Origin of the sequence: Methylobacterium sp. 10 (assembly GCF_000519085.1) — a bacterium.
Taxonomy (GTDB): Bacteria; Pseudomonadota; Alphaproteobacteria; order Rhizobiales; family Beijerinckiaceae; genus Methylobacterium.
Genome location: NZ_KI912577.1, coordinates 3,624,759 through 3,636,849, shown reverse-complemented (window position 1 = coordinate 3,636,849; position 12,091 = coordinate 3,624,759). Strand labels below are relative to the sequence as shown.

Annotated in this window: 12 protein-coding genes; all 12 read right to left on the bottom strand. The window is 69.3% G+C overall.

Going from position 1 to position 12,091, the window contains the following annotated elements:
* Positions 1-86 precede the first annotated feature (86 nt).
* Positions 87-425, bottom strand: a complete 339-nt coding sequence (locus K368_RS0117020) for a hypothetical protein (protein WP_027173368.1) — start codon at positions 423-425, stop codon at positions 87-89.
* Between the two features lie 104 nt (positions 426-529).
* The gene (kdsA, locus tag K368_RS0117015; RefSeq protein WP_027173367.1) at positions 530-1,387 is read right to left on the bottom strand and encodes a 3-deoxy-8-phosphooctulonate synthase; all 858 of its coding nucleotides are present in this window, start codon (positions 1,385-1,387) and stop codon (positions 530-532) included.
* Between the two features lie 10 nt (positions 1,388-1,397).
* Complete coding sequence (locus tag K368_RS24945; protein ID WP_027173366.1) at positions 1,398-1,913, bottom strand: hypothetical protein; 516 nt, start codon at positions 1,911-1,913, stop codon at positions 1,398-1,400.
* A 43-nt stretch (positions 1,914-1,956) separates the two neighbouring features.
* Positions 1,957-2,418 carry a hypothetical protein gene (locus K368_RS0117005; RefSeq protein WP_027173365.1) on the bottom strand — a complete coding sequence of 154 codons (462 nt, stop codon included), beginning with the start codon at positions 2,416-2,418 and terminating at the stop codon, positions 1,957-1,959.
* A 151-nt stretch (positions 2,419-2,569) separates the two neighbouring features.
* Positions 2,570-3,112: a hypothetical protein gene (locus K368_RS24940; RefSeq protein WP_155935222.1), complete on the bottom strand. Its 543-nt coding sequence runs from the start codon at positions 3,110-3,112 to the stop codon at positions 2,570-2,572.
* 116 nt (positions 3,113-3,228) lie between these two features.
* Positions 3,229-4,479 (bottom strand): hypothetical protein, encoded by a 1,251-nt coding sequence (locus K368_RS0116990; protein ID WP_027173364.1) that lies wholly within the window; start codon positions 4,477-4,479, stop codon positions 3,229-3,231.
* Positions 4,480-4,492: 13 nt separating this feature from the next.
* Positions 4,493-4,663, bottom strand: a complete 171-nt coding sequence (locus K368_RS26825; protein WP_155935220.1) for a hypothetical protein — start codon at positions 4,661-4,663, stop codon at positions 4,493-4,495.
* Positions 4,664-4,678: 15 nt separating this feature from the next.
* Positions 4,679-5,767, bottom strand: coding sequence for a hypothetical protein (locus K368_RS0116980; protein ID WP_027173363.1), 1,089 nt, complete (start codon positions 5,765-5,767; stop codon positions 4,679-4,681).
* Positions 5,764-6,783, bottom strand: coding sequence for an OmpA family protein (locus K368_RS25655; RefSeq protein WP_155935218.1), 1,020 nt, complete (start codon positions 6,781-6,783; stop codon positions 5,764-5,766). Before K368_RS25655 ends, K368_RS0116980 begins: the two co-directional genes overlap by 4 nt.
* A gap of 203 nt (positions 6,784-6,986) precedes the next feature.
* Positions 6,987-8,537: a Do family serine endopeptidase gene (locus K368_RS0116970; protein ID WP_027173362.1), complete on the bottom strand. Its 1,551-nt coding sequence runs from the start codon at positions 8,535-8,537 to the stop codon at positions 6,987-6,989.
* Between the two features lie 96 nt (positions 8,538-8,633).
* Positions 8,634-9,356, bottom strand: a complete 723-nt coding sequence (locus K368_RS0116965) for a DUF2459 domain-containing protein (protein WP_027173361.1) — start codon at positions 9,354-9,356, stop codon at positions 8,634-8,636.
* Positions 9,353-12,088, bottom strand: a complete 2,736-nt coding sequence (locus K368_RS0116960) for a valine--tRNA ligase (RefSeq protein WP_027173360.1) — start codon at positions 12,086-12,088, stop codon at positions 9,353-9,355. The genes K368_RS0116965 and K368_RS0116960 overlap by 4 nt, the downstream gene beginning before the upstream one ends.
* Positions 12,089-12,091 lie beyond the last annotated feature (3 nt).

Sequence of the window (12,091 nt, the reverse complement as noted above, 5' to 3'; positions counted from 1 at the left end):
CGCCATGCGGCCGGGATCGGAACACAAAAAAAGACGGCCGGTGAAAACCGGCCGTCCTTCGCGCACAAGGTTTCGGGTATGTCGGCCTAGTAGCCGTAACCGTAGGCGGGTCGACCGTAGGCAGGCCGGCCATAACCGTTGTTGTTGTAGGAATCCCGCGCGGCTCCGGCCGCGATGGCGCCGGCTGCCAAGCCGGCAATGCCGAGGCCGACTGCAGCGCCGGTTCCGATGCCACGGCGACGCCCGCCGCCATAGGCGTAGCCGCGATTGCCATAACCGCGATGACCATACCCGCCATGGGCATAACCACCATGGCCGCCGCGACCGTAGCCGTGACCATGTCCGGGGCGGGCTTCTGCCGCCGTTCCGGCAGCCATGGCGCCGAGGGAAAGGGTAACGGCCGTGATCAGTGCGAACTTGCGCATGGGGCTCCTCAAATCGTTGTCACGCTCAAGCGAGAACAACGAGATGAAGACGAGTTGGTTCCATTGTCACGGCCGCTCCAACGATTCTGAGCGGAGAGTTCCGATCAGGTGCTCGACTTTGCAAGCCGATCGAAAGCCTGCAGGGTTTCCAGTAACGCCGGCATCGCCTTTAGAGGAACCATGTTGGGGCCGTCCGACGGGGCATGGTCCGGATCGGGATGGGTCTCGATGAACAGGCCGGCGACCCCCACCGCCACGGCGGCACGGGCCAGAACCGCCACGAACTCGCGCTGCCCGCCGGAGGTGGCGCCCTGCCCGCCCGGCTGCTGCACCGAGTGGGTCGCGTCGAACACGACGGGGGCGCCGTGCGTGACCTGCGCCATGATCGGCAGGCTGCGCATGTCGGAGACCAGCGTGTTGTAGCCGAACGAGGCGCCGCGCTCGGTGACGAGGACGTTGGGATTGCCGGCCTTCGTCACCTTGGCGGCCACGTGGGCCATGTCCCAGGGAGCCAGGAACTGGCCCTTCTTCACGTTCACCACCCGGCCCGTGGCGGCGGCCGCCAGGAGCAGGTCGGTCTGCCGGCACAGGAAGGCCGGGATCTGGAGGACGTCGATGACCTCCGCCGCCGGCGCGCACTGACCGGCCTCATGGACGTCGGTGAGGACGGGCAGGCCGAACCGCTCCTTGATCTCGGCGAAGATCGGCAGCGCCCCGGCGAGGCCGAGGCCGCGCGCGGTGGAGCCGGAGGTCCGATTGGCCTTGTCGAACGAGCCCTTGAACACGAGGCCGATCCCGAGACGGTCGGTCATGCCCTTGAGGGCGTCGGCGATCTCGATGGCGTGGTCGCGGCTCTCGAGCTGGCACGGGCCGGCGATGAGGGCGAAGGGCAGGTGGTTGGCGAAAGCGGTGGCCCCCGCCATCACGACGGGGCCGGCGGGGGAGCGAGCGAGATCTGACATGGAGGTTGGTCTAGACCGGCTCACGCCCGGGGAAAAGTCCGGCGCGGCGGCGCAGAACCGGAGTGCGGTGCGAGACGAGTACGCAGTGGACCCCGGCCGGCTCCGCCGTCGCCGAGCCGCCGGTCTCGCAGCGGAGCGCCGCCCGCCCCGCCCGCCCCGCCTGGGGCATCCCCGTGACCAGAGCGCGGTGATGGAGCGTGCGGGCCAGGGCTTCGACCTCCTCTGCCCGGGCGCCGACCAACCCTTCGGCGGCCAGCCCGATCAGGACGAAATACGCTCCGGCGGGCTCGCGATTCTGCGACCAGAACGTCATCCGTGCGGGAGCCCGGCATGCGAGGGTCATGCGGTCGGCATCCCAGGCGCGGAACACCGACAATGACCCTTCGCGTCCGGCCAGAGAGGCGCCAGTGGCGCGGATCATCCGTGCGGTGAGCCCGTCGCAGGATTCGGCCCGCCTCGTCGAACGGGCCTCCGCCGGCGGCGACAGGACAAGGGCGGCGAGGAACAGGACGGGGAAGGTCTTCATGGAGCCGACCTTAGACCAGGGCGGCCGTTCCGGCCCAGACGGATCAGGGCCTCGTCCCGATCGACCCCGTGACCTCGCCGGGGCAGGCCTCGTGGGCATGGGACCGCAGGATTCTCCGCAGGCGCAGCGGCCGGGTTCCGGCCTCGTCCTCCACCGTGCCGACCAGGGCGTCCGTCGCCAGGGTGCCGCGGAAGGCGAAGCCTCCCTCCTCGCCGCCGACCCGGAACGACAGCTCCCTGGTCGCGTCTTCGACGGTCACGGCCTCGGCCCGCGCCGACCGCGACGGGGTTTCGTAGGACAGCACGTCGCCGGTGGGGGAACGCTTGAGGACGATCCGCCGCCCTGCCCGCTCGCCGCTCTCCGTATCGGTGCAGAGGTCGGCATAGACGAAGGTGCCGGTGGCCCAGACCGGCTTTGCAGGAACCGACCTGGCGACCGCGGGAGCCGCAAGGACGAGGCCGAGCAGCGGCAGGCCGATCATCATCGTCGGATTGAGGACCGGCATCGGCATCTCCACCTCTCGGTGCTTCGCATCGGATGACGCTCAGCCTCGCTCTCCAATGTCTCTGGATTGCGACTGGATCCGGCGCCGGCGTGCGCGAAGGCACACCGACGGTGAAGCAAGTTTCGGTCCTCTCCCCTGTCACCCGCCCCCGTCAGGCGGGCAGCCAATCGCCGTTGCCGGTGCGGCAGACCAGCTGCTGCGGCAGTTCGGTGCTGCCGGTCCCGGCGATGGTGGCCGAGGTGTCGGTGGCGCGGCAGATGCGGTTGGCAACCGGCGCCGGTGCCGTCACGGGCGCCGTCGGCCGCACCGTGATCTCGCGCTGGCGGCCGTCGGAGCCCTGGTAGGCGAGATATTGTGGCCGGTTGGTCGCCGCTGCCGCGATCTGGGCGTTGCGGATCCGCTCCTTGTCCTGGGCGTCGAGTGCGGTGAGGACCGCGCAGGCGAGGCCGCCGACGCCGGCGCCGACGGCCGCCCCGACGCCCGTCCTCTGGCCGCCACCGGCAGCGGCACCGATGAGGGCGCCGATGCCGGCTCCCACCAGCGTCGAGGCGATGCAACGTCCGATGGCGGCCTCCACCGAGCCTGCGCCCCCCGAGGCGGCCGGCGAGCCGCTCCGCGTGCCGACGCACCCGCCCAACACCGCCGACAGGCTCAGAGCCAGCCCCGCCGCCCGCATCACCCTGGTCGAAATCATCGTCGTCCTGCCCCCGGCCTGATTGAACCGGCCGCAAGCGTGCGGACGGCAGCACCCTCCCCGGCCTTGAGGAGCGGCGCCTTGGAAATGCGTGATCGTCGGACGGTCGGCCGGGCTCAGAACGGCGTGCCCTCGACCCTCTGGACATCGAAGCGCAGGTCCTCGCGGCGCTGGCCGTTCTCGCCGCTGAAGATCACCTTCGGGTCGAAGATCCTACCGGACGCGGTCGCTCCCTGGAGCGTGAGCTCGATGTTGCGGGCACCGCCGAAGGGCAGCTTTCCGCGCTCCTTCGGCTCGGCCTGCGGGTCGAGGAACCACACCTGCGCGAAGCGTCCGTCGCCATGGACCTCGCAGGTCTCACCCCGGCACAACATCTTGCCGGAGAGCGGCGTCGCCGTGGTGCGCGAGACGGTGGTCTCGACCCAGGCATTGACGAGATCACCATTGGCGGCGGCCGCGAGCCGCATCTGCAGGGGAATGCGCTGGCCGACATAGTCGATGAAGCCGGCATGGACGCGGAGGGTCGTCGGCTCGGGCAGGAGGCGCGGGAGGCCGTCGGAGCGGATCCCCGCGAGCACGCCCTTCGAACCAAGGAAGAAGGCCCGCGCGAATTCGAGCGCGGCGGTATCGCCGAGGGACGCACCGGCGAGGTAGATCTCGGCCCGGCCGAAATCGATGGCGCTCTTCTCGGCCAGCTGGAAGCCGCGCTCGCGGGCCGCTGCGACGTCCGGGAGGCCGGCCTTGTCGGCGACCCGGAACGGGCTCACCAGGATGAAGCGCGGCAGGCCGAGATTGGGGTCGGCGAGCCGCCCGGCATTCTGCAGCGCACGCAGGAGGCTGCCCGCCGGGGCCGGCTGGGCGGCGATGTCGGCCGCACGCTTCTGCACTTGTGCCAGGGCACGGGCAATGCCGCCACCGAAGGCGTCCTGAGCGGATTTTCGCCGGGCGCCGCTGTCGTTGCCGAGGAAGCGGTCCACCATGCTGTCGCCGGCCTTGGCCTTCTCGGTCTCGGCTGCCGGGAGGTTGGGTGAGCAGCCGAAGAACAGCGGTACGAGTTCGCTGCCGTCGCGGCGCGCGACGAACAGGGACAGTCGCTCGCGGGTGCCGAGGGTACCGAGGGCCGTCTCCTTCGCCTCCGCCGCCTCGACGACGATCCGGGTCCAGCGCTGGTTGGCTTCTGCCTGCGCGGCGGCGATGGCCTCGTCGAGGATGATCACGGTCTGGCGCAGCGAGCGCGGCTCTCCATCCTTGGGGCAGGTCTGCTCCTGGCGGATCACCTCGTAGCCCGCGGCGCTGGCGGGCGCGGACGAGGCGCCGGCCGCGAGGGCGAGAAGGAGACGTCCGGCGACGCCGTGCGGGCGGATCATGGCGGGCTCCCGCTCAGGCGTAGCCGAGCGCGAGGCGCCGGCTCAGATAGGCGTCGCCGTCGATGTCGCGGCGTGTCTCGGTCTCGCCGGAGGCGAGGTCGTCATAGGTGAAGCGGGTGTTCACGCCGCGCTTGCGCGCCTCGATGGCCAGCTGATTGCGATAGCCGTCGAGCAGGCCGAGCACGCGCGCGTCGTGGCGTCAGACTTCGTCGAAACGGGAGCGGCAGGTGCCGTAATTGCGCAGGCTTCTCGCCTGCTCGGCGTCGCGCCGGGCCCATTGCTCGTTCTCGCGCTGAGCCTGGAGGATGCGCTGCTGCTGCTGGCGCTCGATTCCCTTGCGATAGGCCTTCTGCGAGTCGCGCTTGAGCCGATCGAGCCGCCGCCGCTCTTCGGCGAAATCGGGAACCGGGTCCTCGGTGAACAGGACCCAGGCCACGGCGGACGCGTAGACCGCGAGGTTGCCGATGAAGGCGACGCCGTAGATCGCGATGGTGCTGCTGCCGTCTTCCCCCAGGGCGGTCTGTCGGCTCAGCGCCTCGGCCACGAGGTAGGAGCGGCTGAAGACGATGGCGGCGGCACCGATGAGAAACAGCACCAGGCCGAAAGCGAGGTGGCGATAGCTGTCTGCTCGCATCCGTGCGGTGACGTTGCCGCCGAAGCGCTCTCCCCATTGCCGGATGAGGCGGCCGATGAGGTGGCTCGAGAATGCGAACAGGATCGCGATGAGGGTGACGGAGGCGGTGGCGAGCGCCGGCGTCAGGAAGTCGATCTTCAGGAAGGAGGACAGGTTGAGGGGAAATTCCAGCATCATGATCGCGGCGACGCCGCCATGCTTGAGCCAGGGGTTCCAACTGCCGGCATCCCGCCCGTATGCCGCTCGTCTGTTGTCGTAATCCGAGCGCAGGCGCCGGATCTCTTCTTCGCGGTCGCGGACATCCACCCGCGAGTAGAAGCTCTGCCGATCGGTGCGCAGGTGTTCCTGCTTCGTCTGCTCTGTCTCGTCGCGCTTCGCTTCCAAGAGGAAGCCGTGGTTGCCCGAGGCCAGACTCTCCTGCTCGAATCCACGCTTCACCTCGGCGAGGGCGGTGCGGCGGGCAAAGACGATGTGCGACTGGTACCAGGCCAGCATGACCGGGGTGAAGAAGGCCGGGCTCTCCGCATTGGCTCCCTGTGGAGCCGAAAGCGTGAGGGTCGGCCGCCCGGCCTCCTCGGTCAGGCGTGCCGAGAGGTCGGTGGCGATGGGGCTGCCCGGACGGAGATCCAGGGCCTGATATTCGGCGATGCTCATCGATCGAGCCTTTCCACGAGGATGCGCCGCTCGCGCAGATCGATGATCACGGGCTCGTCCTTGGCGATGGTCACCACGGTCCTCTCCTGCGGGACGACGACGACCGCCGTCCGGGCGAGCGGTTCAGGCCCGACGGAGACGGGCGGCACCGGAGGTCCGACGACCACGAGGCGCGGGGATTCGATGGCGGGAACGGTGACGGCAGCCCCCGATTGCGGCGGCTGGACGAGGGTTCGGGAAATCGAGCCCGTCACCACGGGCGCGGCCTCGACCCGGGGCAGCCGGGCGAAGGCCTTGAGGCACTCCTCGCGCTGCTCCGCCAGGGCGCTGGCGCAGACGATGGCCTCCTGCTTCGATAGCCACACGCCCACCGCTTCGGCCTTGCGGCCGAACAGGAACTCCACGCGGCGGTTGCGCGCCATCGCCTCGTCCGTGCTGTTGGGCACGAGCGGGATCGCCTCGCCGAAACCGACGCGCCAGATGCTGGCCTGGCGTACGCCACGCCGGTCGAGGGCGCGGGCCACGCTCTCGGCGCGTCGCACCGAGAGGGCGTAATTGTAGGCGTCGTCGCTCCGGTCGTCGGTATGGCCGGCGATGAAGACCGCCGTGTCCGACGCCTCGCGCCGCAGGGCTTCCGCGACGACGTCGATCACCGCCTCGGCCTCGGGCCGCAGATCGGACTGGTCGGTGTCGAAGAAGACGCGCTGGGGAAACACCACCCGCAGGACCGGGATGTCGGTGCGGAAGCTCGATGGCAGCTCCGATTGCGGAACGCGCTCCTCATAGAAGCGCGGGCTCGCCCGCAAGGACTTGTCCGCCAGCCGCTTCAGGCGAGCGGTGCGATCCTGATGCTCCAGCTGCACGGTGTCCTGCCAGGGCAGGATGATGTCCCGGGCGTTAACCGGTGCCACGGGCAGTGCCAGAAACGTCATGCCGATGAGCGAGGTGGCCAAGGCCTCCATCGCTGCGCCGCTCCAGTCCCGATCCACGACCACGACCCCTGAAATCAACTTCAAGTATGATCGTAAACTTCAGGTAAGAAGCATGGTCAACCGTCGATGCTGCCTAAGGTTGTGGTTCGGTTCAGTGGGGCATGCGGTGTTGCAGAAATGTATGCGTTGGGAGTGGGCTCGCCTGCAGCAACGCCGGCCCGAACGAACGGGCCGGCGTTGGTTTCATCCTCGATGCTCGCGTTTCGGACGAGGTTTCGCGCGATCGTTCAGCCGGCCTTGTTCAGGGCCACGGCGACGAAGCGGGTCACGCCCTTGGTGCTCTTGACCCGCATCAGCACCGCCTTGCGACCGCTGGCCTCGGCCGCCTTGATGCGGTCGGCGATCTCCGAGGGCTTCGAGACGCTGGAGCCGGCCACATCGAGGATGATGTCGCCCTGCTCGATCCCCTTGGCGGCGGCGGGGCCGTCGGGATCGACATCCATCACCGCGACGCCTTCGTCACCGGCACCGACCTGGGAGGCCGGGGCGAGGCTGAGGCCGAGGCGCGGCTGGCCGTCGCTCGTCGAGCTGCTCCGGTTGTCGTTACCCGCCTTCGGGTCGTTCGGCAGGGCGCCGAGCTCAACCGTGGCGGTGTCGGACTTGCCGCCGCGCAGATAGGCGAGTTCCACCTTGGCTCCGGGCTTCAGGCCGGCGATGCGGCGGGACAGTTCGCGGGCATCGTTCACCGACGCGCCGTTGACCGATTCGATCACGTCGCCGGATTTGAGGCCGGCCTTGGCCGCCGGGGTGCCGGGTTCGGCGTGGTCCACGAGGGCGCCCTTGGCCTTGTCGAGGCCGAGGCCGTCGGCGATGTCCTTCGTCACCGGCTGGACCTGCACGCCGAGATAGCCGCGGGCCACCTTGCCGTCGGCGCGAAGCTGATCGACCACCGCCTGCACGGTCTCGGCGGGAATCGCGAAGGCCAGGCCCACGCTACCGCCGGAGGGAGAGGCGATGGCGGTGTTCACGCCCACCACTTCGCCGCCGACATTAAAGGTCGGGCCGCCGGAATTGCCCTTGTTGATGGGCGCGTCGATCTGGAGGAAGTCATCATACGGGCCGGCGCCGATGTCGCGGCCACGGGCCGAGACGATGCCGGCGGTGACCGTACCGCCGAGGCCGAACGGGTTGCCGATGGCCACCACCCAATCGCCGACGCGGGGTGCAGTCTTGCCCAGGGAGACGTAGGGAAAGGGGCCGCCTTCGGTGATCTTGAGCAGCGCGAGATCGGTCTTCGGGTCCTTGCCGATGACCTTCGCGTCGAGGGTGCGGTTGTCGTCCAGGGTCACCTGCACGGTCTTGGCCTTGTCGACCACGTGGTTGTTGGTGACGACGTAGCCGTCGGCCGAGATGATGAAGCCCGAGCCCATGGCGCCGCGCTGGCCCTGGCGCTTGGGCGAGGGGCCGCCGAAGCCCTGGCCTTGCCCTGGACCACCCTGCCCCGGGCCGCCCTGGCCGAAGCGCTTGAAGAACTCGCGCAGCTGCGGCGGCACCTGCTGACCCTGGCCCTGGCCAGGACCATCGTCGTCGTCCAGGCCGGCGCTGTCGTCGAGCTTCACCTTCACCGCGACGACGCCGGGCTTCACCTTGTCGACCACGCTGGCGAAGGACCCCGGCGGATGGTCCGGCACGTCGATGGGGTTCTTCGACAGGGCCTGGGCATAGGCCGGGGTGGAGGGCTGGGTCAGGCCGATGCCCGCGGCTCCCGTCGCCGCGATGGCGATGGCGGCGACGGAGGCGAGGGCGTTGCGGCGCAGGCGGGAGGTGGACGAGATCATGGACTGGGCTCTCCGGAAAGGTCGTGTCCCCGCCGTGGAGCGGGGCCATGCCCCTTCGTGTAGAGACCCCAGCCTGACTCGCCCGTGTCGCCGAGATTACGGTTTGGACAGGTTGGGCAAAGGAAGTGCCCTCACCCCTGCCCTCCACTTCAGATCCAGCAGCAATCCCGCCGGGTGCGTGTCGAGCACGGGCGTGATCGGGAGGCCGGCGGCATTGAGGAGGCGGGCAGCCCAGTGGTTGCAGACGTTGGCGGCGCTGAAGCGGCCCTGCCCTTCGTAGAACAGGCTCGGCCCGTAGAGACCGGGACCGCCCTCGACGGGGACGTTGTCGATGAGGCGGAAGCTCGCGTCGAGGCGGGCGAGCAGGCGGGTGAGGCCGGCCTTCGAGACCCGGATGGGGACGATGTCCGAATGCGGGAAGCTCGTCCGCGTGTCGTCTTCGAGGCCCACCACCTGGACGACGCCCTCGCGGCCGCCGGGGGTGAACAGGGCTTCGAGGGCGAGGCGCAGGTCGAACTGCGCCAGGGTCGGCGTCGCCCGGTAGAAGCGGGCCTCGCCCCAGCCGAACTCGATCCCCGGATAGGCCCGGAAGCGGGTGGCGATGCTCCGCAAAGCCGTGCCGGCGCCCTCCCCGGTGAGGGCCTCGCGCGGGATCACGAGGCCCGAATGCCAGCCGTGGCTGACGAGTTCGATGTTTTCTGAGTCGTCGTCGGGAGCGGGATAGAGAGCGGGGTCGCCGGGCCTCGCCGTGACGATCGCGGCGAGGACGAGAAGGACCAACAGGCCGGCGAGGCCCTGGCCCAGCCGGCGCAGGATCACGCGTCGGACAACCGCGCCAGCGCTTCCCGGATCTTCTCCAGACGTGCCGCTTCCGCGTCGCGGCGCTCGCGCTGCTCGTCCACCACCTCGTCCGGGGCGCGGGCGAGGAAGTCGGCATTGCCGAGCTTGGCCTCGATCTTGCCGATCTCGGAGGCCGCCTTCACCGCCTCCTTGTTCAGGCGGGCGACCTCGGCCTTGAGGTCGACGATGCCCTCCAGGGGCAGCGCCGCCACCGAGCCGCGCACCAGCAGCTGGACCGCGTTCTTCGGCGCTGTCTCGGCGAAGGAAATGTCCGACAGGCGGGCAAGGCGCAGGAGCGTGTCCTGCCACTGGGTAGCACGTGCGCGCAGGGCCGCGTCGGCGCCGACGATGACCAGGGGAATCTGGGCGCCGGCCGGCACGCTGGTTTCCGAGCGGGCGGAGCGGATCTCGGACACGAGGTCCACCACCCAGCCGATCTCGGATTCGGCGTCCGGATCAGCCAGACCCGACAGGTCGGGCCAGGGCGCCAGCGCCAGGAGCCCACGCTCGGCGATGCCCTCGCCCTTGATCGCCCAGAGTTCCTCGGTGAGGAACGGCATGAACGGGTGCAGCAGCTTGGCGATCTGGTCGATCAGGAACGCCACCGTGGCCTGCGTCTCGGCCTTGAGGCCGGCATCGACGCTCTCGCCTTGAAGCACCGGCTTGGCCAGTTCGAGATACCAATCACAAAAAATATTCCAGACGAAGCGGTAGGCGGCCGCCGCCGCATCGTTGAAGCGGTAGGCGTCGAGCGCCGCCGCCACCTCGGCCACGGCGCGCGCGGCCTCGCCCAGCGCCCAGCGGTTCAGGGTCTCGGTGGCGGCCTCCGGGCGGTAATCGGTGCGGAGGACGCAGCCGTTCATCTCGGCGAAGCGCGAAGCGTTCCAGAGCTTGGTCGCGAAGTTGCGGTAGCCTTCGACGCGGTTCACCGCGAGCTTGATGTCCCTGCCCTGCGCGGCCATGGCGGCCAGGGTGAAACGGAGGGCGTCGGCGCCGTATTGATCGATGAGCCCCAGCGGGTCGACGACGTTGCCCTTCGACTTCGACATCTTGGCACCCGAGGCGTCGCGGACCAGGGTGTGGAGATAGACCGTAGCGAACGGCACCCGGCCGGTGACGTGGAGGCCGAGCATCATCATCCGGGCGACCCAGAAGAAGATGATGTCCTTGCCGGTGACCAGGGTGTCGGTCGGATAGTAGCGGTCGAGTTCCGGTGTCGCGTCGGGCCAGCCGAGCGTCGAGAACGGCCACAGGGCGGAGGAGAACCACGTGTCGAGGACGTCCTCGTCGCGGCGCAAAGCGACGGCGCGATCGTGCTTCGCATCGGCCTGGCCTTGAGCCTCCGCCTCGCTGGAGGCCACGAAGATGCCGCCCTCGTCATCGTACCAGACCGGGATCTGGTGGCCCCACCAGAGCTGGCGCGAGATGCACCACGGCTCGATGTTCTCCAGCCACTGGAAGTAGGTCCGCTCGTAGTTCTCCGGCACGAACTTCGTCCGCCCGTCGCGCACCGCCTGGAGGGCACGCTCGGCCAGCGGCTTCACGTTCACGTACCATTGGTCCGTGAGGTAGGGCTCGATGACCACGTTGGAGCGGTCGCCATGCGGAACCGCATGGGCGTTGGGCTCGGTGAGCCGCAGCCGCTCGCGTGCCTCCATCAGAGCGACGACGCGCTTCCGCGCCTCGAACCGGTCGAGGCCGTGCAGGGCCAGGGCCTCCGGCTCCGGATTCGAGTCCTTCAGGAAAGCCGCGTTGCCATCGAGGGTTATGCGCGCTTCCGGATCCAGGACGTTGATTGGCGTGCAGCCGGCCCGCTTGCCCACCTCGAAATCGTTAAAGTCGTGCGCCGGCGTGATCTTGACCGCGCCGGTGCCCTTCTCCGGATCCGAATAGGTGTCGGCGACGATGGGGATGAGGCGACCGACGAGGGGCAGGCGCACGTGCTTGCCGACGAGATGGGTGTAGCGCTCGTCGTCGGGATGGACCGCGACCGCCGTGTCGCCAAGCATGGTCTCGGGCCGGGTGGTGGCTACGGTGATGACCTCGCCGGTCTCGGCGCCGGCCTCGTCGACGATGGGATAGTCGAAGTGCCAGAGATGGCCCTTCACCTCGACCTGCAGCACTTCGAGGTCGGAAATCGCGGTCTGGAACTTCGGGTCCCAGTTCACGAGGCGCTTGTCGCGGTAGATCAGCCCCTGCGCGTGGAGATCGACGAAGGTCTTGGTGACCGCGCGGACCATCTGGTCGTCGGGCTGGCCGGAGAGGCCCATGGTGAAGCGCTCGCGCGACCAGTCGCAGGAAGCACCCAGCCGCTTCAACTGGTTGACGATGGCCCCGCCGGACTCTGCCTTCCAGGCCCAGACCTTCTCGACGAAGGCCTCGCGGCCGAGCTCGCGCCGGCCCGGCTCCTTCGCCTCGGCGAGGCGGCGTTCCACCACCATCTGGGTGGCGATGCCGGCGTGATCCGTGCCCGGCTGCCATAGCACGTCGCGTCCGCGCATGCGCTCGAACCGGCAGAGGATGTCCTGCAGGGTGTTGTTGAGGGCATGGCCCATGTGAAGACTGCCGGTGACGTTCGGCGGCGGGATCACCATGGTGAAGGGCCGGGCGTCCGCGCGCTCCGGCCTGCCGGCCTTGAATGCGTCACCCGCCTCCCAGGCGGACGCGATGCGCGCCTCGACGGCGGCGGGATCGAAGGTCTTGTCCATCATGGG

Excerpts from the sequence above, each read along its gene's own strand:
- K368_RS0117020 (WP_027173368.1), bottom strand. The coding sequence starts at position 425 with ATGCGCAAGTTCGCACTGATCACGGCCGTTACCCTTTCCCTCGGCGCC.
- kdsA (WP_027173367.1), bottom strand. The coding sequence starts at position 1,387 with ATGTCAGATCTCGCTCGCTCCCCCGCCGGCCCCGTCGTGATGGCGGGG.
- K368_RS24945 (WP_027173366.1), bottom strand. The coding sequence starts at position 1,913 with ATGAAGACCTTCCCCGTCCTGTTCCTCGCCGCCCTTGTCCTGTCGCCG.
- K368_RS0117005 (WP_027173365.1), bottom strand. The coding sequence starts at position 2,418 with ATGCCGGTCCTCAATCCGACGATGATGATCGGCCTGCCGCTGCTCGGC.
- K368_RS24940 (WP_155935222.1), bottom strand. The coding sequence starts at position 3,112 with ATGATTTCGACCAGGGTGATGCGGGCGGCGGGGCTGGCTCTGAGCCTG.
- K368_RS0116990 (WP_027173364.1), bottom strand. The coding sequence starts at position 4,479 with ATGATCCGCCCGCACGGCGTCGCCGGACGTCTCCTTCTCGCCCTCGCG.
- K368_RS0116980 (WP_027173363.1), bottom strand. The coding sequence starts at position 5,767 with ATGAGCATCGCCGAATATCAGGCCCTGGATCTCCGTCCGGGCAGCCCC.
- K368_RS0116970 (WP_027173362.1), bottom strand. The coding sequence starts at position 8,537 with ATGATCTCGTCCACCTCCCGCCTGCGCCGCAACGCCCTCGCCTCCGTC.
- K368_RS0116960 (WP_027173360.1), bottom strand. The coding sequence starts at position 12,088 with ATGATGGACAAGACCTTCGATCCCGCCGCCGTCGAGGCGCGCATCGCG.